Source organism: Pseudomonas sp. NPDC089530 (genome assembly GCF_050280705.1).
Classification (GTDB): Bacteria; Pseudomonadota; Gammaproteobacteria; order Pseudomonadales; family Pseudomonadaceae; genus Aquipseudomonas.
This window is the reverse complement of sequence record NZ_JBNNVU010000049.1, coordinates 19,108-40,140: the sequence shown is the minus strand read 5'-3', so window position 1 is coordinate 40,140 and position 21,033 is coordinate 19,108. Positions and strand designations below refer to the sequence as shown.

21 protein-coding genes and 1 tRNA gene are annotated in these 21,033 nt (G+C 65.6%); 9 read left to right on the top strand and 13 right to left on the bottom strand.

What is annotated here, in order from left to right:
* Positions 1-951, top strand: a 951-nt coding sequence (locus ACQKQA_RS18745) for an acetyl-CoA C-acyltransferase (RefSeq protein ID WP_427560687.1), incomplete at its 5' end; no start/stop codon positions are given.
* A 315-nt stretch (positions 952-1,266) separates the two neighbouring features.
* Entirely contained in the window at positions 1,267-1,857 is a 591-nt protein-coding gene (locus ACQKQA_RS18740; RefSeq protein ID WP_427560685.1) for a hypothetical protein, read from the top strand.
* Positions 1,858-1,867: 10 nt separating this feature from the next.
* Here the strand turns inward: ACQKQA_RS18740 and ACQKQA_RS18735 are convergent, their stop codons facing one another.
* Positions 1,868-3,073: an MFS transporter gene (locus ACQKQA_RS18735; protein ID WP_427560682.1), complete on the bottom strand. Its 1,206-nt coding sequence runs from the start codon at positions 3,071-3,073 to the stop codon at positions 1,868-1,870.
* Positions 3,074-3,149: 76 nt separating this feature from the next.
* A complete protein-coding gene (locus ACQKQA_RS18730) occupies positions 3,150-4,073 on the bottom strand; it encodes a LysR family transcriptional regulator (RefSeq protein ID WP_427560680.1) in 924 nt (307 codons plus the stop codon).
* Between the two features lie 127 nt (positions 4,074-4,200).
* Between ACQKQA_RS18730 and lysA the strand changes: the two genes are divergently transcribed.
* Positions 4,201-5,439, top strand: a complete 1,239-nt coding sequence (lysA, locus tag ACQKQA_RS18725; RefSeq protein WP_427560677.1) for a diaminopimelate decarboxylase — start codon at positions 4,201-4,203, stop codon at positions 5,437-5,439.
* Between the two features lie 107 nt (positions 5,440-5,546).
* On the opposite strand, the gene ACQKQA_RS18720 is transcribed toward lysA, so the two are convergent.
* The 9 genes from ACQKQA_RS18720 to ACQKQA_RS18680 form a co-directional block, all read right to left on the bottom strand.
* Positions 5,547-5,840, bottom strand: a complete 294-nt coding sequence (locus ACQKQA_RS18720; protein ID WP_427560674.1) for a DUF3144 domain-containing protein — start codon at positions 5,838-5,840, stop codon at positions 5,547-5,549.
* A gap of 119 nt (positions 5,841-5,959) precedes the next feature.
* Positions 5,960-6,589 (bottom strand): glutathione S-transferase family protein, encoded by a 630-nt coding sequence (locus ACQKQA_RS18715; protein ID WP_427560671.1) that lies wholly within the window; start codon positions 6,587-6,589, stop codon positions 5,960-5,962.
* Positions 6,590-6,628: 39 nt separating this feature from the next.
* Positions 6,629-7,510, bottom strand: a complete 882-nt coding sequence (locus tag ACQKQA_RS18710; RefSeq protein ID WP_427560668.1) for a hypothetical protein — start codon at positions 7,508-7,510, stop codon at positions 6,629-6,631.
* 74 nt (positions 7,511-7,584) lie between these two features.
* Positions 7,585-8,616 (bottom strand): RNA 3'-terminal phosphate cyclase, encoded by a 1,032-nt coding sequence (gene rtcA / locus ACQKQA_RS18705; RefSeq protein ID WP_427560666.1) that lies wholly within the window; start codon positions 8,614-8,616, stop codon positions 7,585-7,587.
* 8 nt (positions 8,617-8,624) lie between these two features.
* Positions 8,625-9,413 carry a nucleotidyltransferase domain-containing protein gene (locus tag ACQKQA_RS18700; protein WP_427560663.1) on the bottom strand — a complete coding sequence of 263 codons (789 nt, stop codon included), beginning with the start codon at positions 9,411-9,413 and terminating at the stop codon, positions 8,625-8,627.
* 73 nt (positions 9,414-9,486) lie between these two features.
* Positions 9,487-10,830 carry a PBS lyase gene (locus tag ACQKQA_RS18695; protein WP_427560660.1) on the bottom strand — a complete coding sequence of 448 codons (1,344 nt, stop codon included), beginning with the start codon at positions 10,828-10,830 and terminating at the stop codon, positions 9,487-9,489.
* Between the two features lie 4 nt (positions 10,831-10,834).
* The gene (locus ACQKQA_RS18690; RefSeq protein ID WP_427560658.1) at positions 10,835-12,061 is read right to left on the bottom strand and encodes an RtcB family protein; all 1,227 of its coding nucleotides are present in this window, start codon (positions 12,059-12,061) and stop codon (positions 10,835-10,837) included.
* A 124-nt stretch (positions 12,062-12,185) separates the two neighbouring features.
* Positions 12,186-12,322 (bottom strand) — tRNA-OTHER (locus ACQKQA_RS18685).
* A 430-nt stretch (positions 12,323-12,752) separates the two neighbouring features.
* On the bottom strand, positions 12,753-14,303 hold the full coding sequence (locus ACQKQA_RS18680) for an RNA-binding protein (protein ID WP_427560656.1): 1,551 nt from the start codon (positions 14,301-14,303) through the stop codon (positions 12,753-12,755).
* A gap of 204 nt (positions 14,304-14,507) precedes the next feature.
* On the opposite strand from ACQKQA_RS18680, the gene rtcR reads away from it, so the two are divergent.
* The gene (rtcR, locus tag ACQKQA_RS18675; protein ID WP_427560654.1) at positions 14,508-16,115 is read left to right on the top strand and encodes an RNA repair transcriptional activator RtcR; all 1,608 of its coding nucleotides are present in this window, start codon (positions 14,508-14,510) and stop codon (positions 16,113-16,115) included.
* A gap of 17 nt (positions 16,116-16,132) precedes the next feature.
* Here rtcR and ACQKQA_RS18670 read toward each other — a convergent pair whose 3' ends face one another.
* On the bottom strand, positions 16,133-16,546 hold the full coding sequence (locus tag ACQKQA_RS18670; protein ID WP_427560651.1) for a PaaI family thioesterase: 414 nt from the start codon (positions 16,544-16,546) through the stop codon (positions 16,133-16,135).
* Positions 16,547-16,697: 151 nt separating this feature from the next.
* On the opposite strand from ACQKQA_RS18670, the gene ACQKQA_RS18665 reads away from it, so the two are divergent.
* The 3 genes from ACQKQA_RS18665 to ACQKQA_RS18655 all read left to right on the top strand — a co-directional run bounded on the left by ACQKQA_RS18665 (position 16,698) and on the right by ACQKQA_RS18655 (position 18,636).
* Positions 16,698-17,120, top strand: a complete 423-nt coding sequence (locus ACQKQA_RS18665; RefSeq protein ID WP_427560648.1) for an NUDIX hydrolase — start codon at positions 16,698-16,700, stop codon at positions 17,118-17,120.
* Between the two features lie 41 nt (positions 17,121-17,161).
* On the top strand, positions 17,162-17,950 hold the full coding sequence (locus ACQKQA_RS18660; protein ID WP_427560645.1) for a DUF4349 domain-containing protein: 789 nt from the start codon (positions 17,162-17,164) through the stop codon (positions 17,948-17,950).
* Positions 17,951-18,195: 245 nt separating this feature from the next.
* The gene (locus ACQKQA_RS18655; RefSeq protein WP_427560642.1) at positions 18,196-18,636 is read left to right on the top strand and encodes a phage infection protein; all 441 of its coding nucleotides are present in this window, start codon (positions 18,196-18,198) and stop codon (positions 18,634-18,636) included.
* Between the two features lie 63 nt (positions 18,637-18,699).
* On the opposite strand, the gene ACQKQA_RS18650 is transcribed toward ACQKQA_RS18655, so the two are convergent.
* Positions 18,700-19,782, bottom strand: coding sequence for a DUF1615 domain-containing protein (locus ACQKQA_RS18650; protein ID WP_427560690.1), 1,083 nt, complete (start codon positions 19,780-19,782; stop codon positions 18,700-18,702).
* A 197-nt stretch (positions 19,783-19,979) separates the two neighbouring features.
* Between ACQKQA_RS18650 and ACQKQA_RS18645 the strand changes: the two genes are divergently transcribed.
* Both ACQKQA_RS18645 and ACQKQA_RS18640 read left to right on the top strand, forming a co-directional pair.
* Positions 19,980-20,348 (top strand): VOC family protein, encoded by a 369-nt coding sequence (locus tag ACQKQA_RS18645; RefSeq protein ID WP_427560639.1) that lies wholly within the window; start codon positions 19,980-19,982, stop codon positions 20,346-20,348.
* A 33-nt stretch (positions 20,349-20,381) separates the two neighbouring features.
* The gene (locus ACQKQA_RS18640) at positions 20,382-20,996 is read left to right on the top strand and encodes a LysE family translocator (protein WP_427560636.1); all 615 of its coding nucleotides are present in this window, start codon (positions 20,382-20,384) and stop codon (positions 20,994-20,996) included.
* Positions 20,997-21,033 lie beyond the last annotated feature (37 nt).

Genomic DNA, 21,033 nt, shown 5'->3' with positions numbered 1-21,033 from the left:
CACGCCGTGCCGGCCCTGACCCTGAACAAGGTCTGCGGCTCCGGCCTCAAGGCCCTGCACCTGGGCGCCCAGGCCATCCGCTGCGGCGATGCCGAAGTGATCATCGCCGGCGGCCAGGAGAACATGAGCCTGGCCAACTACGTGCTGCCCGGTGCCCGCACCGGCCTGCGCATGGGCCACAGCCCGATGATCGACACCATGATCAGCGACGGCCTGTGGGACGCGTTCAACGACTACCACATGGGCATCACCGCCGAGAACCTGGTGGACAAATACGCCATCAGCCGCGAAGCCCAGGACGCCTTCGCCGCCGCCTCGCAGCAGAAGGCCGTGGCCGCCATCGAGGGCGGGCGCTTCGTGGATGAGATCACCCCGATCCTGATTCCCCAGCGCAAGGGCGAGCCCGTGGCCTTCGCCACCGACGAGCAGCCCCGCGCCGGCACCACCGCCGAGTCCCTGGGCAAGCTCAAGCCGGCGTTCAAGAAGGACGGCACGGTCACCGCCGGCAACGCCTCGTCGCTGAACGACGGCGCCGCCGCGGTGCTGCTGATGAGCGCCGCGAAAGCCCGTGCCCTGGACCTGCCGGTACTGGCGAAGATCGCCGCCTACGCCAACGCCGGGGTCGACCCGGCGATCATGGGCATCGGCCCGGTCTCCGCCACCCGCCGCTGCCTGGACAAGGCCGGCTGGTCCCTGGAGCAGCTGGACCTGATCGAAGCCAACGAAGCCTTCGCCGCCCAGGCGCTGTCGGTGGGCCAGGAGCTGGGTTGGGACGCCAGCAAGGTCAACGTCAACGGCGGCGCCATCGCCCTCGGCCACCCGATCGGCGCCTCGGGCTGCCGGGTGCTGGTGACCCTGCTCCACGAAATGCTCAAGCGCGACGCCAAAAAAGGCCTGGCTACCCTGTGCATCGGTGGCGGCCAAGGCGTGGCCCTGGCGATCGAGCGCTAACCCCCTACAGACACGCCTACCCGCGTTCCCCGACCGGCCACCGGACCCACGACATCCGGCGGCCAGTCGGCAACACACCCGGCGCACGGCCTCGTGCGCCGGGCTCGTTCCAGGCCCGGCAACCGCCGGACAGCCGCCGCTGGCAGCCCCCTCTCCGTCAGCTACATTCAACTCATACGGCTGGCGAGCCCCTGTTTTTTTCAACCCTGACCGCCCATTGATTCACGGCTGAAACAGCCCTGTGCGGTGCGTGGGCTGTGGCCTGGGCGCGGCCAGGATCGTGGTGTTCATCAACCCGATGACGAGGAGCAGAACATGCGCCTGATCCAATCCCTGTTCCGCACAGGCGTGGTGCTGTGCCTGGCGGGCCTGGTCGGCCTCCAGGCGGTGGCCGGCCCCTCCTTCAACACGGACCGCCAGGCCCTCGACAAGCTCTCGGCCAGCGCCGGCACCGAGCTGCAGCGGGGCTTTCAGAATTTTCACGAAATGCTGATGTTCCTGGAGCAGAAGGACGTCACCCACGCCACCGAAGCCAAGGCCGCGGCCCTGCAACACTTCAACGAGTCGGTCGCCCTGTTCAAGCGGGTCAGCGAAAAAGCCTCCGAGCAGAAAATCGCCTATCAGCCCAAGGACGACAGCGAAAAAGAAATCGTGGGCGCCTTCCAGAACCGCTTGAAGGAGTTGGGCATCCCGGAACCCGCCACCGAGAAACAGCTGGCCAGCCTGGCGGTCACTGCGGTGACCAAACACATCCATGTGCTGGAAAGATCCAGCTTCAAGGGGACCCAGGCCGACTACCCCACCTTGCGCAAGGTCCTGCGCTCCGAAGCCCAGTTGCTCGACCTGGGCATCCTGACCTCGATGGTCTGGACCCTGTCGGCCGCGCCACCCGGTGGGGCTGGCTAAAGAACGCCTTTCACGCCGCCTTGGGCTGGCCTGCCAGCAACAGCAACGACAGCACGGCAAACCCCGCCCCGGCGTAGAACGCCAGCGCCGCGCCATGGGCCTGCCACAGCCAGCCGGCGATCACGCTGGCCAGCAGCAGGGCCACCCCGCTCAGCAGGTTGAACACACCGAACGCCGTACCCTTGAGGTCGGCGGGGGTGGTGTCGGCCACCAGGGTGGCGAGGATGCCCTGGCTGAAGCCCATGTGCAGGCCCCACAGGGCGACGCCGAGCAGCACCATGGGCGCCGACTCGGCCTGGGCCAGCACCAGGTCGGCGAGGATCAGCAACACCAGGCCGACGCCGAGCAAGGCGCTACGGCTGATGCGGTCCGACCATTTGCCGACCGGATAGGCCGAGACCATGTAGAACCCGGCCATGACCACCATCACCAGCGGCACCCAGGTGGCGGAGAACCCCAGCTGCTGGGCCCGCAGCACCAGGAAGGCCTCGCTGAAACGGGCCAGGGTGAACGCCGCGCCGATGCCCGCCACCCACCAGTAGGCCCGGGAAAATCGCCGCAGCGCCGCCCAGTTCAGCGGCGAGCGAAAGCCCCCCGCGCGGGCTGCATGCTCGGGTTCGCGAATACCGAAGGCCAACAGGGCCACGGCGATCGCCGCAGGGATCACCGCCAGCCACAACACCTGGGAAATATCGTTGGCCAGCGCCAGCATCAGGCCGATGGCCAGAATCGGCCCGAAAAACGCCCCCACGGTGTCCATCGACTGGCGCAGGCCGAAGCAGGCGCCGCGGATTTCCGGCGGGGCCACATCCGCCACCAGGGCATCCCGGGGGGCGCCGCGAATGCCCTTGCCGATGCGGTCCAGCAGGCGCGCGCCGAACACCAGGTCCGCCGAGGTCGCCAGGGGGAACAGCGGCTTGGTCAGCGCCGCCAGGCCGTACCCCAGCAGCAACAGGCCCTTGCGCCGGCCGATAAAGTCGCTGATGGCGCCGGAAAAGACTTTCACCATCAACGCCGTGGCCTCCGCCACACCCTCGATGATGCCGATCATCAGCATGCTGATCCCCAGCGTGCCGACCATGTAGACCGGCAACAGGCTGTGGACCAGCTCGGAGGACAGGTCCATGAACAGGCTGACGAACCCCAGCGCCCAGACGGTGCGGGGAATGCCACGGCTCAGGGGCCTCGAAGTGTCGCGAATGGCAGGTTCCGCCATGACAGATATTCCTCACGCGGTACACAGGATCCCGGTCGTTCCAAGCCTAGGCGCCCGGCAGCGCCTCTGCCCAGCGTCACGGCCGCCGCAGTTGGCGCTCGAGGGCGGCGGCCAGCACCGAGGCCTCCTGTTTCAGGGACGCGCAGAAGGCCTCGACGAATATCGACGAAGGCCGGTAATCAGGGCGGATCAGCATCACCCGGTACGGCACCGACAGTTGCAGCGGGCGGATCGCCAGGCCCCTGCCCGCCTCCTCCATGGCGCTCAGCGGGTTGATGATGGCCACTCCCAACTGCTGGCGCACCATGGCGCACACCGAAGCGGCGTTGGTGGTCTCGACCACCACCCGGCGGTCGACGCCGGCCTGGCGAAAATGCTCGTCGAGGGTCTGCCGATAGATGTCCAGGCCCGACAGGTTGATGAAATCCACCCCGCGAAAGTCCTCGCTGTGCAGCAGCGGCTTGGCCAGCAGCGGATGCCCTTCCGGCAGGATGCACACCATGTCGGCGCTGAACAGCAGCTCGCCCTGGGTACCCCGTGGCAGGTGTTCGCTTTCGGTGAGGCCCAGGTCATGGCGCTGGGCGCTGAGGGACTCCTCCAGCAGCGGCGATTCCTGGGCGGTGATACTCAGGCCGATGCCGGCGTGTTGCTGTTGGAAGTGCTTGCACACCCGCGGCAGCAGGGTCTGGGAGAACAGCGGCAAGCAGGTCAGGCTCAACTGGCCGTGCTCGAAGCGGCGGATCGACTGCGCCACGCTGTTGATCCGCTCCAGGCCGACATAGGCGCGTTCCACCTCTTCGAGCAGCAGCATCGCCTGGGCGGTCGGCAGCAGGCGCCCGCCTTCGCGGTCGAACAGGCTCAGCCCGGACAGGCTCTCCAGCCGCGCCAGTTCGCGGCTGACCGTGGGTTGCGAGGTGAACAGCAGGCGCGCCGCGCCGGTAACGCTGCCGGCCTGCATGATGGCGCGAAACACCTCGATATGCCGCAGGGAAATGTCCACTGCCAGGCTCCTTTTGCCTAAAACGACCCATATCAGAACTGAATCGAGATACAAAGAATAGATATTTTATTGAATACATAGCCCTCGGCATCATGCAGGCTTCTTTCCCCGCCCATAGATGATCGCCATGGCCATTCCCTTTTCCCCCGAGCAACTGACCGCCGCCGCCCGCCAGTACGGCACCCCGCTGTGGTGCTACGACGCGCGGACCATCAAGGTGCGCATCCAGCAACTGAAGGCCTTCGACGTGGTGCGCTACGCGCAGAAAGCCTGCTCCAACCTGCAGGTGCTGCGCCTGATCCGTGAAGCCGGAGTGCGGGTGGACGCGGTGTCCCTGGGGGAAATCGAACGCGCGCTGCTGGCCGGCTTCAGCCCGGCGGGCGAGCCGGCCGGCATCGTCTTCACCTGCGATCTGTTCGACAGCGCCACCCTGCAACGGGTGGTGGAGCTGAACATCGAGGTCAACGCCGGCTCCATCGACATGCTGCGCCAGCTCGGCGAGAAGTCCCCGGGCCATCGCGTCTGGCTGCGGATCAACCCGGGCTTCGGCCACGGCCACAGCCGCAAGACCAACACCGGCGGCGAAAACAGCAAGCACGGCATCTGGCACGAGCAGGTCGATGAAGCCCTGGCGGTGATCCGTCAGTACGGCCTGAAGCTGGTGGGCCTGCACATGCACATCGGTTCCGGCGTGGACTACGGGCACCTGGAGCAGGTCGGCGCGGCGATGGTGGCGGCGGTCAAATCCCTGGACCACGACATCGAGGCCTTCTCCATCGGCGGCGGGCTGTCCACGCCCTACCGCGCCGGCGACGAGCCGGTGGACGTACGCCGTTACGCCAATGCCTGGCGCCAGGCCCGGGAGGAAATCGAAGCCTGGCTCGGCCACGGCGTGCGCATGGAAATCGAGCCCGGGCGCTTCCTGGTGGCCGAGGCCGGCTGCCTGGTCAGCGAAGTGCGGGTGGTGAAAGACGCCGGCAACCATCACTTCGTGCTGGCGGACACTGGCTTCAACGACCTGATGCGCCCGGCCATGTACGGCGCCTACCACGCCATGAGCCTGATCGACGCCAACGGCCAGGCGGTGCAGCGCGAACGCCGGCCCACGGTGGTCGGCGGCCCGCTGTGCGAGTCCGGCGATATCTTCACCCAGGACGACGACAGCCTGACCCCGCAACTGCTGCCCCAGGCCCGGGTCGGCGACCTGCTGGTGATCCACGACACCGGCGCCTATGGCGCCAGCATGTCCTCCAACTACAACAGCCGGCCGCTGCTGCCTGAGGTGCTGTTCGAGGACGGCCAGGTGAAACTGATCCGCCGCCGCCAGCCGCTGGCGGATCTGCTGGAGTTGGAGATGGGGTTGTAAGTCCGCTTTTTGGGCGGCGACGTCACTGACGCTATCGCGGGCAAGCTCCGCTCCTACAGAAGCTCACAGTCTTCTTCTGTAGGAGCGGAGCTTGCCCGCGATGTTTTTCAGCTGTCCTGGCGCGTCATGTACACGCCAAAGTTCTCGATGTAGTCGGTCAGGTTCTCTTCCAGCATCAGGCGGAACTCTTCGACGAAGTAGTCCAGCGCCTGCTGCTTGTTGGCCGCCAGCTCCGCGGCGTCGCGGCAGCCACAGGCGCTGACCCAGGCGGCGAAACGCGAGTTGGCGTACATCAGCGAAGCGCTGGCCTTGCCGCGGCTGCTGTCGCCGATATGGGCGTTGGCCAGTTCGATGATGGCGTCGGCGCGGTTGTAGAAATCCTGATCCGGTTCGTTGGCCAAGGGGCGTTCCTCTTGAGAAATGAGCATTGAGAAGTGGGCATGAAAATGCGCGTTGGGAAAGAAAGCCGGCAAGTATAAAAGCCTTGGCCCCTGGCATCTAAGGCTTTTGCTGGCCGCGCTCAGCCCGGCCAGTGCCGCGCCAGCACCGGTGCCACCCGCGGATGGCGGTCGATACGCTCCAGCAGCGCGCAGCAGTCGGGGCGTTCGCGGCGCAGATGCTCGCGACTGCCCGCCCAACGTGACACCACCGCCGCGTGAACATCCAGGGCCGCCAGGGTCGGACTGCTCGCCCCCAGCTGCGCCGAGAACTGATCGGCGAAGATCTCCCAACTGCGATGCAGGCGCTCCCGTGCTGTATCCCGCACCCGCGCCTTCAACGGTTCATCGGCGCCGTGCAACCAGCGCTCCGGGTAATCGATCACGCCAATCGCCGAGTAGCAGTTGGCGGCGATATACACCAACCCGCGAATGGCCTGCGCCCGGGCGCCCTCATTCTCCGGCAGCAACCCGGAGCCCGGATAACGCAAGCCCAGCTCGATCAGGATCGCCGCGCTTTCGGTGAGCACGCTGCCGTCCGGCAGTTGCAGGGTCGGGATCTGTTTCAGCGGGTTGAGCCGCTCCAGTTCGTCAGTCCCGGACGACGGCGCCCAGGACGCGGCTTCGATGATGCGGTACGGCACCTGGCAGCACGCCAGGGCGATCTCGACGATGGCCGAACCGCCGCCTTGCGAGCCATAAAGTTGATACATGACCACTCCCTCGGTTGACTGGATCTCGCCACTGGCGGGCTACACAGGTTGTTCCTTCCAGTGCTGGAAGTCCGCGAGACGGTAGGTCGGATGTTGATTGATCGCCTCGGCCGGAACCCGCAGCACAGCCCCCCGGTAGCTTAGGCGATAGGTGTAATTGCCATACAGGATCTTGCGGTCGGGGTCCGGATGCGCCTTGAGGAAAGCGTCGTGGTCGGGATAACCGGTAGGGTCCGGGAACAGGGCCAACTTATCGAACATCACCACATCCTCGGCAATGTTCTCTTGAGCCATATCGAACAGATAACGGGGCCGCTTGATATTCATCGCCGGTAACCGTGGGCCGCTGGCGAGCAATCTATCGAGCTGGCGATCCAGGTGCCCGAACACTGCACGATAAGCACTCACCAGCAGCGCCCGCCGATAAAGGTTCAGCAGCTCGGGAGCCTGCATGCGGCGCACCAGGAAATAGATCAGTCGATTGAGCAGCCCGAAGCGCTCGATCTCCAGCCGCATCCCGGCTTTCACCTGCAAGAACTTGCCGCAGGCAGAGAACCGGGTCTTGTGATGGACCAGCTTGTTGCGGACCGTGATCGCGTAGCCGAACACCATGATCTCGATATGCCGGAGCAACGGATCGGGCTGCCGGTTCTTGCGGCGGAAAATACTCAGTTTTTCATGAAACAACTTATCGCTTGTCCCGTACTTCTGGTCGACCATCAGGTCCAGGTAGTCGAAGACCACGGGGAACATCGACAGATGCTCATGGCTGTCCAGAGACTTGCGGACCAGTGAGGGGTGATAGCTGATGGCATCGAAACGGCTGTGCGACACCCCGTCCTTGATCGTGGTTTCCTGACGGTAAACCACCAGATCATTGGCGATATCGAACCCCTGCAACAGCTGTTCGGTCAGGCGCATTTTCTTCTGCAAAAAGACTTCAGTGAAATTCATCGAATACTCTCTTCAGTGGTCCGCCAGCGCAGACACTCCGTTCAATGACGCTGAGGTTGGACCTCGACGCGCAGCCCCCCGTGAGCGCTCGTCGAACAGTCGATACGCACCGGCAAAAACGCCTCGATCACCCGGATATTGCTCTGCAGGTGTTCGCTCATGCGTGGGGTGGTGAAGCTGCCGCCGCCGGCCAGGGCCATGGGCAGCAGCAATTGATCGGCCAGGTGCTCCGCCACCGCGGCGCCGGAATCCAGCCAGTCAAGGGCCTGATCGATGGCGCGGTCGGCCACGCTTTCCGCCCGCAGGCTGCTCTGGCCGAAACCGCTGAACAGCTCGGTCAGGTGCTCGAAGGCGAACGCCAGCAACAGCACATTGCCCGGGCCCTGTCGTTCATCCAGTTGCACCGGGCTCAGGTGCTCCCAAGGCAGGTCCAGGCGGTGACCGACCCGGCGCAACTCCCGCTCCGCCACATGCGCCGGCAGGCCGGCGCTCAGGGCCCAGGCCCGGCGCCCGAGCAATGCGCCGCGCTGTTCCAGGTGCAGGGGCTGCAGGGTCGAAGGCTGAACAAACGCCTCCAGCTCGCCGCCGCCAGCGGGAACGAAACCGTGGCGCAGCAGTTGCAATTCCACCTGCCCGCCCATGCGCCGCAGTTGCGGCAGCCAGGCCTGCTGGAGGAAATCCACCGGCGGCGCCAGGGGGTTGTGGGTGCCGCCGCTGATGCTCACGCGGCTCGGCTCCGGCGCCTGGAGCAAGGCCGGCAGCAGGGTCTGCAACACCAGGGTGCAACTGCCGGCGGTGCCGATGGCGAAGCGGTAGTCACCGCCGCGAATCGGCCCCGGCTCGAAGGTCAGCGCCCGGGAGCCCAGCTCGGCACCCAGGACCCTGGCCCCGCTGATCTGCGCGGCCGCCTGCACCGCGGTCAGGTGTTGGCGCAGCAGCCCCGGGCGCGCGCGCCGGGCCCGTATGTTGTGAATACGCAGGGTCTTGCCGGTGAGCATCGACAAGCTCAGGGCACTGCGCAGTACCTGGCCGCCGCCGATGGCGCCGTCCAGTTCGATGACATCCTGTTTCATGATTTTCCTCAGGCGTAGTGCCGGACGGTTTCTCGCAAATAAGCGTCCAGCCACGCATTGTCTTGATGGGTGCGCGACAGCTTCGGCACCGGGCGTTCCAGTTCGGCGGCGATGAAGGCATGCAGCGCCGCTCGCCGCGGCCCGTAGGCGGACTCGTCGGCGCTGCGCTTCAAGGCGAGCAACTCATCCACTTCGTCCAGCAGCGGCCGATGGTCGACGGTGGTCAGCAGCTCCGCGAAAGTCATCGGCGGCCGGCCGCGCCCCTGATCGATCCAGCGCACCGCCAGCAACGGCCGGAGCACGTAGAAGTACTTCTTGAACCGCACGCTGTCGCCTTGCAGGTAACCGCGAAAATTCTTCCGGGCCATCGACAGATAATGATTGCGCGCCGCCGGCGGGCTGTAGAAGGCCTCGGCCAGCTCCCGCAGACGCGCGGTGGCCGCCGGCTCGCTGCGATACACCAGGGGCGAATCCAACCACTCCAGCAGGGTCGGGTTGGACTTGCGCAACAGGCCGAGGGTCTTGCGCAATTCCCAGCCGCTGACGTCCAGCTCATCGTCCAGGGGCCGCTCGATCACATCCCGCCCGGTGTCCACCTGGACGAACCACTCGGGCTTTTCCACATAGACGAACCGCACGTCGTAATCGCTGTCGGTGGAGGCAAAACCCCAGGCCCGACTGCCGGATTCGCAGGCATACAGCACCCGCACATTGCGCTCGCGCTCGATCCGCGCCAGCTCGGCCAGTACCCGTTCGCGCATGGCGCTGCTCAGCGGGTGACGTTCATCGTGTTCCATTGTTCCTTGTCCTTTTCAATCGGTGGTCGCCGCCACCCACAACGTTTGCCTGATCGCCCACCTGCAACCTTGTTCACAGCAGGCGCTTGACCGACCCCGGCGGCAGTTCTCCGACCTCCTCCATGGTTCGTAACCGCTGCACCAGCCGCTCTCGCAAAGGCTTGGGGGGCACCGGGCCGAACATTGCATAGCGGGCATCGCACCAACGGGCCAGGGCATCGCGCCAATAGGTGGCCTCGCCACCCGCCTGGTCCAGGCGGCACAGCAAGTACTCCACTTGGCGCCAGGCCGGCTTGAGCCCTAGCAAGGCCCAGCGCCGTGCCTCGGGCAGCTCATGCCAGCGCAGATCGAGGTGCGGCTCCACGGCCTCGTCGAGCACCGCCCAGGGCTGCTTGTGCAGCAGATTCAGGGCACAGTTGAAAACCTTGTCCGAAGAATCGTCCAGGGCCGCCAACTGCTCGGGCATGCCTCGCTCGCCCAGGGTCTGCAGGGCCAGCAGGCGTACTGTCAGTGCCGGCGAAGCCAGGGCCTGTCGCACCATCGCGTCGGCCTGCGGCTCCTGCAGTTCCTTGACCAGCCCCAGCAGGCCCAGCCACTGGCGCTTGTTGCCCGGGGCCGGCTGCTGCAACCGGGCCAGCAGCACTTCTCGCGGGTCCAGCCCATGACGCGGCGCGGCCCAGTGGGCCAGGCAGCGCAAGGCGCCCGAAGGATCGAGCAAGGCCTGGCGCAGGTACTCCCGAGGGTCGGCCAGCAAAGGCAGCAACAAGCGCAGAGCCTTGACCCGCACACTGGCGCCACCAGTGCGCATCACCTCTTCCAGCAAAGGCACCGCCTGCCCGGCGGGCAACTCAGCACAGGCATCCACCGCCATTTGCCGCACGCTGACCTCGGGGTGCCGCAAAGCCATGGCCAGCAGCGCCGGCCGGTCCTCGACGCCCTTGAGCAACAGCTCGAAGACAAAGCGCGCGGCCTTGCCCCGGCAATCGCCAAAGCCCCCTTGCACCTCGTCACGCACCTGGGTCAGTTGCAACACTGCGGTTGCCCGTTCCAGGATCGCGCCGTGGTCGGCCCGCTGCTTGCCCGCCAGGGCCAGCAGCGGCGCCAGGGTCTGCAACAGCAGCCCGGCGTACTCCGGCGCCCAATAAGCCTCGACCGCCGCGGCCGCCTCCTGGCGAACCTGGGGCACCCAATCGTTGAGGCGCTCCAGCAAAGCGGCCAGCGCTTCTGCCGAAGGCTGTGCAGCCAGGCCGCGCACCGCCGCCTGCCGCACAAAACCATTGCCGAAACGGCTCAGCTCCAGCCATGCGCTGTGAGCGTCCAGGCGTTCCATCACGCCCCGCACCCAATTGGCTTCATAGTCGTTCAACTGGTAATGCCAGCTGGGCCGGACCGCTATCAACGCTTCCATGTCGTACATTTCTCTACCCCTTTACGCACACCACCTGACGCAGGGTGTGCAGCACTTCCACCAGCTCGCGCTGGGCGTGCATCACTTGGTCGATGTCCTTGTAGGCCATCGGGATTTCATCGATCACAGCTGTGTCCTTGCGGCATTCCACATGGGCGGTGGCGCGGATCTGGTCGGCCAGGGTGAAGGTGTTCTTGGCCTTGGTGCGGCTCATGGTGCGCCCGGCCCCATGGCTGCAGGAGCAGAACGCCTCCTCGTTACCCAGGCCGCGGACGATGAAGCTCTTGGCCCCCATCGACCCCGGGATGATCCCCAGCTCGCCCTTTTGCGCCGACACCGCGCCCTTGCGGGTCACCAGCACCTCTTCGCCGAAGTGACGCTCCTTCTGCACGTAGTTGTGGTGGCAGTTCACCGCCTCCAGCGCCACCTCGAAGGGTTTGCGGATCACCTGGCGGGTGGCCTGGATCACCGCCTGCATCATCAGTTCACGGTTCTGCCGGGCGAAATCCTGGGCCCAGCCCACGGCTTCCACATAATCGTCGAAGTGCCGGCTGCCCTCTTTGAAATACGCCAGATCCCGGTGCGGCAGATCGGCGATGTGCTGACGCATATCTGCCTGGGCCATCTGGATAAACAGGTTGCCAATCGCGTTGCCGACCCCGCGCGAACCGCTGTGCAGCATGAACCAGACCCGGTTGGCTTCATCCAGGCAGACCTCGATGAAGTGGTTGCCGGAACCCAGGGTGCCCAGGTGCTGACGATTGTTGGTCTTGAGCAGCGACGGGTACTTGTCGGTGATCAGTTTGAAACGCGGGTCAAGCGCTGCCCAGGCGCGATCGGCCTGCTGGGGAATATCGTCCCAGGCCCCCTGGTCGCGACGGCCGCGGGTCGAGGTACGTCCATGGGGCACGGCGCTTTCAATGGCGCTGCGCAGACCGTGCAGGTTATCCGGCAGGTCCGCCGCCGTCAGCGAGGTGCGGGCGGCGATCATGCCGCAACCGATATCCACCCCGACCGCCGCCGGGATGATCGCGCCCACCGTGGGGATCACGCTGCCGATGGTCGACCCCTTGCCCAGGTGCACATCGGGCATCACCGCCAGGTGCTTGAAGATGAACGGCATCTTCGCGGTGTTCATCAGTTGCTGGCGAGCTTCGTTTTCCACAGGCACGCCCTGGGTCCACATCTTGATCGGCTTGCCGTTGGCGACTTCCAGCAGTTGGTAGGTCTTGGTTTCCATGTTCTTGACTCTTCTTTCTGTGGCCGCTGATTCGGCCTTGTTCGGTGGCCGGCGGTCCGGCGTAAAACGGCGACAAGCGAAGGCGGAACATGCAGCGCGCTCTGCCACTGAGCTAGCCCCTTGCGGTTGGCGGGAATCGAACCCGCGACCACGCTGTCCTGTAGTTCCACCGGCATTCGCCGGGTCAATCGATGCAGGCCGGGCCTGCGGGCAGCGACAAGGGAACAGGCACATTCGCTCTACCGACTGAGCTACAGCCTTGCGGCTGGCGGGGCTCGAACCCGCGACACCCTGTAGTACCTGTGGCATTCGCTGCCATCCCGCCTGAGCGGGGTAAAACGTGCGACGACAAGGGTCGGTGAAACAATGCACTCGTGCTCTGACCGTTGAACCACGGCGCCTTTTTCGGGCACCGGCGGGACTCGAACCCGCACCTCGAACCTTGGATGTAGTTTCACCCGCATTCGTCGCGAAAACGCAAAATAGGTGGCACGACAAAAGAAGTGACTGATAGCCGGACTCGAACCGGCATGACCAGGATGTACAGCCACTGGCATTCGTGCCTTCACAGGCCCTGACAAGACTGCCGAGACGTCTTGGAATGTAGTCACGGCGGCATTCGGGGCCAATGAACGAAAATCTTCGGCGTGCGCCGGGTGAGCGGCGCACGGTTTATCTCATGTCCTGCCGATCAGGGCGCCATCGCCTCGATCGCCTCGACCCAGTGCTGCGCGCCGTAGTTGCCCGCGGTGAACTGCTGGATCACGTCGAACACCGCGTCACTGAAGCCGCCGACGTTGAGGATGTCCTCGCGGTCCGGCGCCTGGGTGGTCGCCCCGGGCTGCATATCGATGCACACCAGCCGCGCCTGCAGGTTGATGGCCCTGATCCGCTCCCACTGGCGCAGGGTTTCGGTCGCCCCATGGCGCCGCGCATCGATCCACGACTCGTTGTCCGAGACCAGGATCAGGGTGTCCACCTTGCACTTGGCGTTGGCCAGCTGTGCCAGGGGCGCCGAGCAGTTGGTCCCGCCACCGCCGATAGCCGCCAGTTTCTGTGCGTTGCTCATCACGCTGTCCCGAGGGTTGAGGCGGATATCCACCACCCCGACCTCGAAGGGCATGACCCGCGCCGCCGGCTGCTTGCGCAACACGGCTGCCGCCACCAGCGCCGCCACATCGATACAACGTACCGCCGTGGTCGCGCCCTGGCGATAGCCGGTGACCGGGCTGTGCATCGACCCCGAGACATCCGGGCACACCACCACGTTCCCCGACAGCGCCGGCACATTGGCCAGGGACAGCTCCAGGGCATCCTGCAACGCCTCGCGCACCGCCTGCGGCACTTCGTCACCGGCCATGCGGTAGGCCGCCAGCAGCTGGTACGGGTAGACCCGGGCCTTGGCCACTTCGGCGGCATCCGCCAGTCGCGCCGCCACATACTCGGTGCAACCCGGCACCTGGAACGCGCCGTGGCGGGCCAGGGTGTTGAGGTTCATGCGCAGCCCCTGCCAGCCCATGTTGCGCGCCTGCTCCGCCCATTGCTCGCGGCTCAGGGTTTCGTTGCCGAGCAACTGGAACGGCACCTGGGGCACCTGCGTGGTCGCGCCGCTGCGAAAGGCCAGCAAAGCGCGGGTCAGCTCAGGCAGCGCCTGCGCATCCGCCGGCTTGCCGATCAACCAGGCGAAGAAGGCTTCGCGCCAGGCCTCGTTCGGCTTGGGGTGCACCATCTTCACCACATCCGCCAGCGACGGCTGGTTACCCACCGAGGCCTGCAACAGCTGACGCTCGGTGGCGCTGTTCAACCAGTTCTGCACCAGGCGCTTGGGCTGCGAGCCCAGGGATTTACGCCCGGTCACGCCGCTGCGCAGGATCTGCACGAAGTTGCGCAGCATCTTGCCGTTGTCCACCACCTGGGCGAACAGCTCCGGCACCAGGACCGAACGCTGCGCCGTCAGCGCCGCCAGCAACAAGGCCGGCATGTCTTTCATATGGCCCTGTTGCCGAGCGTAGCGCGCGGCCTGGGCGACGAAGCGGCTGTCCAGCTCGCTGACCAACTGCAGCACCGCTTCCAGCTGGCCTTCGGGCGAGGCGTAGAAGGTCGAGTTCAGGCAACCGGTCACCGCCAGCTGGGCCAGGCGGTGCTTGGCGTTGTAGGCATAGGCCGGGGCCTGGGAAGCGTTCAGGGTGTTGCTGGCTGGCGCTTGTGCCTGGCGGGTGTTGAACAGCTGGAAGTTGGCCATTTTGGCGTCTCGCTCTGTTGTCTCGTTCGTTGCCAGAGATATAGCAGCCGCTGTGCCAGTTTTGTTTTTCTTGGAAAATTATTTTTTAACTATTTGATTTTTAAGGATTTTATTTTTTATCAAAGATTTGTGAGCGACTTTCCAGGACAAGCCCCTCGATAATTTTATATCTTTGCTTATCGCTTTTTATCTACTGGTATAAACATGACGAACAAACCCACGGTCGCCATAGGTTTTGTCGGCTCCACCCTCGATCGCGTCGGCAAGGGCGCCAACCGCTGGAGTCACTGGCGCCCCAGCGTCGGCCTGTGCCAGCAGCCGGATGTGCTGATCCAGCGCCTGGAACTGATCCACGGCCTGGACGCCCGGGACGTCAGCCTGGCCGAGCGGGTGGCCAACGACATCCGCCAGGTGTCGCCCGAAACCGAGGTGCGCCTGCACCCCATGGGCCTGAAGAACCCCTGGGATTTCGAAGAGGTGTACGCCGCCCTGCACGACTTCACCAGCGCCTACCCGTTCGACACCGAACGCGAGGATTACCTGGTGCACATCACCACCGGCACCCACGTGGCGCAGATCTGCTGGTTCCTGCTGACCGAAGCGCGCTACCTCCCGGCGCGCCTGATCCAGACCTCGCCGGCCCGGCGCCGCGCCCCGGAGGAACACGCCACCGGCACCCACGCGCTGATCGACCTCGACCTGTCGCGCTACGACCGCATCGCCTCGCGTTTCGCCCACAAGCGCCTGGAGGGCCTGGCCTTCCTCAAGTCGGGGATCGCCACTCGCAACGCCGCGTTCAACCGCTCCATCGAACAGATCGAGCGGGTCGCCGTGCGTTCCAGGGCGCCGATGCTGCTGATCGGCCCCACCGGCGCCGGCAAGTCGTTCCTGGCCCGACGCATCTATGAACTCAAGCGCGGCCGGCATCAGGTCCAGGGGCGCTTCGTCGAAGTCAACTGCGCCACCCTGCGCGGCGACGGCGCCATGTCGGCGCTGTTCGGCCATATCAAGGGTGCCTTCACCGGCGCCCAGAACGCCCGGGACGGCCTGCTGCGGGCGGCCCACGGCGGCATGCTGTTCCTCGACGAGATCGGCGAACTGGGCCTGGACGAACAGGCGATGCTGCTCAAGGCCATCGAAGAAAAACGCTTCTTCCCCATGGGCTCGGACCAGGAAGTGGACAGCGACTTCCTGATCATCGCCGGCACCCACCGCGACCTGCGCGGCCGGGTCGCCGAGGGCCTGTTCCGCGAGGACCTGTATGCGCGGATCAACCTCTGGACCTTCAACCTGCCGGGGCTGGCCGGGCGGCGCGAAGACATCGAGCCGAACATCGACTTCGAACTGGAGCGCCATGCCCGGGAGCAAGGGCAACTGGTGCGCTTCAACCTGGAGGCGCGGCGCCGCTACCTGGCCTTCGCCAGTTCCAGCGAGGCCGCCTGGCTGGGCAACTTCCGCGAACTGTCGGCGTCCATCACCCGCATGGGCACCCTGGCCGATAGCGGGCGTATCGACGAAGCCCAGGTCGAGGAAGAAATCCAGCGCCTACGTTATGCCTGGGGCTCGAGCCAGGAGCAGGATCGGCTGGGCACGCTGCTCGGCGACGCAGTCGAGCTCGACCTGTTCGACCGCCTGCAACTGCAGGCCGTGATCGAGGTCTGCCGCCAGGCCGACAGCCTGTCCGATGCCGGACGCAAACTGTTCGGCGTCTCCCGCCAGACCAAGGCCCAGGCCAACGACGCCGACCGCCTGCGCAAGTACCTGGCGCGCTTCGGCCTGGAATGGAAACAGCTGGTCGCGCCAGCGGATTGAGCGGGGGCTGCCCGCCCTCAACCACCCGGCACCGCGAACACCCCGTTGGCCCTGGCCACCACCCGCTCCCCGACCTGTAGGGTCACGGTGGCGAAGGCCAGTTGCCGTCCGCGCTTGGCGTGTTCCAGGCGCACTTCGATCCACTCCCCCACCCGCGCCGCGCCGAGGTAATCCAGGTGCATGCTGGCAGTGATCAGCGGCAGCGGCGGATCGCTGGCCAGGGCCATGGCGTAGCCCATGCCGATATCGGCCAGGGTGGCGAGGATCCCGCCGTGGACGGTGCCGCGACCGTTGGCGTGACGGCTGTCGGCGCGCAGGCCGATCTCCAGCTGCAAGCCGCTGCCCCGACCGTACACCGGGCCGATCAGTTCCAGCAGCGGGCTGCTGCGGGACAGAGGGGCATAACCTTCAGGCAATGGAAAATCAGTCATGGCACCCCCTTGCTTGTATGATTGGCGGCCGCAAAACGCGGTGAGCTCAAGGTGTAAGCCACAATCAGCCGCGCCGCTATCGAGATCAGTGCGGCAAATCTGTCGCGATAAACCGCACCATCACCCCGCAACTCAGAAGGACCGAGCTGCCATGCAAAACATCCGCGCCAAATCCGTGTGCGTCTTTCGCCAAGGCGAACACCTGCTGCTTGCCGAAGGTTTCGACCCGGGCAAGAACGAGCACTACCTGATGCCTGTCGGTGGCGGCATCGACTTTGGCGAGACATCCGCCAGCGCCGCCCAACGCGAAGTGCGGGAAGAAATCGGCGCCGAAGTCCAGGACCTCAAGCTGCTGGGCGTGCTGGAGAATCTGTTCGTGTTCGACGGCACGCCCGGCCACGAAATCGTCTTTATCCATGAAGCGCGGTTTGCCGATCCGCGCTTCTATGCCGCGACCGAACTCGAGGGGGTCGAAACCAGCGGCCACAGGTTCGCGGTGCGCTGGATCAGCCTGCAGTCGATCCGTGACAAGCGCCTCAAGGTCTATCCACAAGGCCTGCTCGACCTGCTCTGACACCGTTACACAACACTGCCTGCCCACATCAAGGAAAAACCATGTACCGCCAGGACCGCAAAACCCATCGCCCAGGCACCCTTGCCTGCCTCCTGCTCACCACCCTGCTGACGGCCTGCTCCCCCAGCGACTATTCGTCCTCGGTGGCGGTCGGCGGCGCCCAGGGCAAGGCCGGGGCGCTGCTGGCCTACGAGCATGAACTGAGCCTGTCGCTGCCTTCGGCGCAGATCGCGGCACGCCTGGCCGCCACCCGCGAAGCCTGCGAAAACGCCCGGTTCGGCGCCTGCAATATCCTGCGCCTGCAACAGGGCGAGTACCACGCGCAGGTGGTCCTGCGCATTGTCCCCGACGGCGTCGAACCGATAGTGGCGCTGGCCGCCCAGGGCGCCGAAATCGGCGAACGCATCACCACTGCCGAAGACCTGGCCGACGCCGTGGCCGACGTGCAGCGCCAGCAGGAACGGCTCAAGGCCCAGCAGCAACGCCTGGACCAACTGGCCGCGCGCAAGGACATCACCGTCAGCGACCTGATCGCCCTGAGCAAGGAGCAGGCGAGCATCGAGAACGACCTGCAGGCCCTGGCCCAGGCCGCCGCCGGGCACCAGCGCCGGCTCGACACCAACCGCCTGACCCTGAACTTCGCCCCCACCGACAGCAGCCAGCGCGGTTCGACGCTGCGGCGGGCCTTCGACAACCTGCTGGACAACCTCGCCTACGGCACCGCCGAAGCCCTGGAGAAAGGCAGTTATGTGCTGCCGTTCCTGATCCTCGCGTTCCCGCTGGTGATGATCTGGGTCTGGCTGTGGCGCCGGTTCGTGCGTCGCCGTTGAGGTGATGCGGCGCAGCCGTGCCGCGCGATGAAACGACCAGGAAAGCCCGGCCGATGCGCCGGGCTTTTTTATCGGCTGCAGGCCGTCCAGGCACCGGGCCTCCTCTCCCCAAGGCTCTATTCCAGGGCTTCGCGCCGCTATCATTGGCGTCGATGGTCACCATCGACTCAATGAAATTCTCAAAAAAAATCCGCCACGTAACATCTGCTCCATACCAACCAAACAGTACCCCGGAGCACACCGCCATGAAACGCCAAGTCCTTCTCAGCATCGCTTTCTCGGTTCTTGCCGCCAACGCTTTTGCCGCGTCCTCGTCCCACCCGGTCGTCGCCGAAGGCGGCTCGGATCGCCTGATTGAAAAACGTGTGGCTGAAGGTGGTTCCGACCGTTTGCTGGAACGTCGTGTGGCTGAAGGTGGCGCCGACCGCCTGCTGGAACGCCGTGTTGCCGAAGGTGGTGCCGATCGCCTGATGGAACGTCGTGTAGCCGAAGGTGGCTCCGATCGCTTGATGGAACGTCGTGTGGCCGAAAGTGGCGCCGATCGCTTGATGGAGCGCCGTGTCGCCGAAGGTGGCGCTGATCGCCTGCTGGAACGTCGTGTTGCCGAAGGTGGCGCTGATCGCTTGATGGAACGCCATGTTGCCGAAGGTGGTTCCGACCGCCTGGTCGAGCGTCGCGCCGTATGACCGCGCGGTCCGCAGCACTCGAAAAAAAGCCCGGCCTTGTCAGCCGGGCTTTTTTCATTGCGCTTACCTCGCCATACAGCGCTGGTAACGCTCGTCCACCCGTTTGGCGAACCAGGCGGTGGTCAGTTTGCGGGTGATCTTCGGGCTCTTCAGCTCGATTCCCGGCAGGACCTGCCGCGGCAGAGCCTTACCCGCGGCCTTTTCAGCCAGGGCGAACACCCGCCGGTACAGCTGGGTGTCCTCGAACTCGAGGCTGTTGCCCTTCTCCAACTGATCGCGAATGGTCGGGTTGCGCATGTCCAGGGATTTGCCCAGGGCCCGTACCGCCAGCTCGGTGCTGCCGGGCATGATCGAGCCGTAGCGGATCAGGTCGCCGTCCAGCGCCAGGGAAATCCCCGAGGCCACGCTCAGGGCGTTCTGGAACGCGGCATTGCGGCTGGCGTACCAGCCGGCGTTGAAATCGGCGAAGCGGTACAGCGGCTGCGGGTAATTCACCGGATAGCCAAGCAAGTGGGCGATGCCGAAATACAGGCCGCCACGCCGGCTGAACACCTCGCGCCGGATCGAGCCGTCCACCGTGTAGGGATAATGCCGCGCCTGCTGCTCGGCGAACTCGATGCTGACCTGCATCGGCCCGCCGGTGTGCACCGGGTTGAGACCACCGAACAGGCTCTTGCCCATGGGCACGCTACCGATGAAGTCGTCGAAGATCGTGCTCAGTTCCTTCTCCGTGCGCGCCCCCGCCAGGCGCTCGCTGTAGGACTTGCCATTGGGCGAGCGCACCAGCAAGGCCGCGCTCACCAGCATCGACGGCACGTGGACCTTGGCCGCGCGACGGTCGATTTCGTCGCGGGCGATCTTGCCCAGCCCCGGCACCGGCGGGTCGACCTGATAGGTGGACTCCTGCTCGGCCACCGCCAGCACCGCGCAGAGGTTGCTCTGGCTCGCCTCGATACCCTGGGCGGTAAAGGCCACCTGGATATCCCGGGCCCAGCCCTGGCGATCGGCGACCTTGGCCGGCAGCAGGCGCACCACCTGGGCCTGGACCTGGGCCGGGCTCGGCGCCGGGGCCTGCGAACCGCCCTTGCCGGCGCATCCGGCCAGGGCCAGCAAGGCCGCGACGCCGGCCCAGCGAAGTGAATGCAGAGGTTTGATAGACGTGACTCCTGTTAGTCCGAAGACGGCCCGCACCGGGTATCGAGGGCGGCGCCGCGGATATCGACCCCCGCAGCGCCGCGCTGTTCCGTGCCGGGCGACGGGCCATTTGAGCATTCCCCGTGAAGCACGGCGAATTTCACCTAATCTGAACCCTCATCGCCCACAGAAAAAACCGGAGGGCCACCATGAGCGTGCAACTCGATCACACCATCGTCTGGTGCCGCGACAAGCAGCAGTCGGCGACTTTCCTGGTGCAACTGCTCGATCTGCCGCCACCGCTGCCCTTTGGCCCGATGCTGGTGGTACAGCTGGATAACGGCGTGTCCCTGGACTACTACGACAACGATCCGCCCATCGCCTCCCAGCACTATGCCTTTCGCGTCGCCGCGGAGGAGTTCGAGCCGGTGCTGCAGCGCATCCGCCAGCGCGGCCTGGGGTTCTGGGCCGACCCGGGCAAGCAGCGGCCCGGTGAAATCAACCGCCATGAAGGCGGGCGCCGGGTGTATTTTGATGACCCCGACGGCCACCTGCTGGAAGTGTTCAGCCAGACCTGAGCCCTCTTCACCTGCCCTGGAGTTCCCTGCGCCATGCTCTCACTGGATTTTCTCGTGACCTCGCTGATCGTCGTGCTGATCCCCGGCAGCGGCGTGATCCTGACCCTCTCCACCGCCCTGGTGGCCGGCCAGCGCGCCAGCCTGTTCACCGCCATCGGCTGCACCGCCGGGATAGTCCCGCACCTGCTGGCCTCGGTGCTGGGCCTGTCGGCGCTGCTGCACACCAGCGCACTGGCCTTCCAGGGCCTGAAGTTCGCTGGGGTCGCCTACCTGCTGTACCTGGCCTACGCCACCTGGCGCGACCGTTCGGCCTTCGCCGTGGACACCGGCGCCCCCGCCGCCAGCGCCGGCGGCCTGATGCTCAAGGCCTGCCTGCTGAACATCCTCAACCCCAAGCTGACGATTTTCTTCCTGGCCTTCCTGCCGCAGTTCATCCAGCCCGACGGCCCGTCGCCAGCGGTGCAGATGCTCGGCCTGAGCGGCGTGTTCATGGCCATGACCTTTTTCGTGTTCGTGCTCTACGGCCTGTTGGCGAACCTGTTCCGCCGGGCGGTGATCGAGTCGCCCCGGGTGCAGAACTGGCTGCGCCGCAGCTTTGCCGCCAGCTTCGCCGCCCTGGGCCTGAACCTGGCGTTCAGCCAGCGCTGAACCGCTGTCTTATGTAACGGTTTCAAGCAAAAGAACG

Bases quoted from the DNA above. Each gene is read 5' to 3' on its own strand.
- ACQKQA_RS18645 (WP_427560639.1), top strand. From the start codon at position 19,980: ATGAGCGTGCAACTCGATCACACCATCGTCTGGTGCCGCGACAAGCAG.
- ACQKQA_RS18655 (WP_427560642.1), top strand. From the start codon at position 18,196: ATGAAACGCCAAGTCCTTCTCAGCATCGCTTTCTCGGTTCTTGCCGCC.
- ACQKQA_RS18665 (WP_427560648.1), top strand. From the start codon at position 16,698: ATGCAAAACATCCGCGCCAAATCCGTGTGCGTCTTTCGCCAAGGCGAA.
- ACQKQA_RS18715 (WP_427560671.1), bottom strand. From the start codon at position 6,589: ATGTATCAACTTTATGGCTCGCAAGGCGGCGGTTCGGCCATCGTCGAG.
- ACQKQA_RS18670 (WP_427560651.1), bottom strand. From the start codon at position 16,546: ATGACTGATTTTCCATTGCCTGAAGGTTATGCCCCTCTGTCCCGCAGC.
- ACQKQA_RS18680 (WP_427560656.1), bottom strand. From the start codon at position 14,303: ATGGCCAACTTCCAGCTGTTCAACACCCGCCAGGCACAAGCGCCAGCC.
- ACQKQA_RS18735 (WP_427560682.1), bottom strand. From the start codon at position 3,073: ATGGCGGAACCTGCCATTCGCGACACTTCGAGGCCCCTGAGCCGTGGC.
- lysA (WP_427560677.1), top strand. From the start codon at position 4,201: ATGGCCATTCCCTTTTCCCCCGAGCAACTGACCGCCGCCGCCCGCCAG.
- ACQKQA_RS18640 (WP_427560636.1), top strand. From the start codon at position 20,382: ATGCTCTCACTGGATTTTCTCGTGACCTCGCTGATCGTCGTGCTGATC.
- ACQKQA_RS18700 (WP_427560663.1), bottom strand. From the start codon at position 9,413: ATGGAACACGATGAACGTCACCCGCTGAGCAGCGCCATGCGCGAACGG.
- rtcA (WP_427560666.1), bottom strand. From the start codon at position 8,616: ATGAAACAGGATGTCATCGAACTGGACGGCGCCATCGGCGGCGGCCAG.
- ACQKQA_RS18740 (WP_427560685.1), top strand. From the start codon at position 1,267: ATGCGCCTGATCCAATCCCTGTTCCGCACAGGCGTGGTGCTGTGCCTG.
- ACQKQA_RS18690 (WP_427560658.1), bottom strand. From the start codon at position 12,061: ATGGAAACCAAGACCTACCAACTGCTGGAAGTCGCCAACGGCAAGCCG.
- rtcR (WP_427560654.1), top strand. From the start codon at position 14,508: ATGACGAACAAACCCACGGTCGCCATAGGTTTTGTCGGCTCCACCCTC.
- ACQKQA_RS18660 (WP_427560645.1), top strand. From the start codon at position 17,162: ATGTACCGCCAGGACCGCAAAACCCATCGCCCAGGCACCCTTGCCTGC.
- ACQKQA_RS18710 (WP_427560668.1), bottom strand. From the start codon at position 7,510: ATGCGCCTGACCGAACAGCTGTTGCAGGGGTTCGATATCGCCAATGAT.
- ACQKQA_RS18695 (WP_427560660.1), bottom strand. From the start codon at position 10,830: ATGTACGACATGGAAGCGTTGATAGCGGTCCGGCCCAGCTGGCATTAC.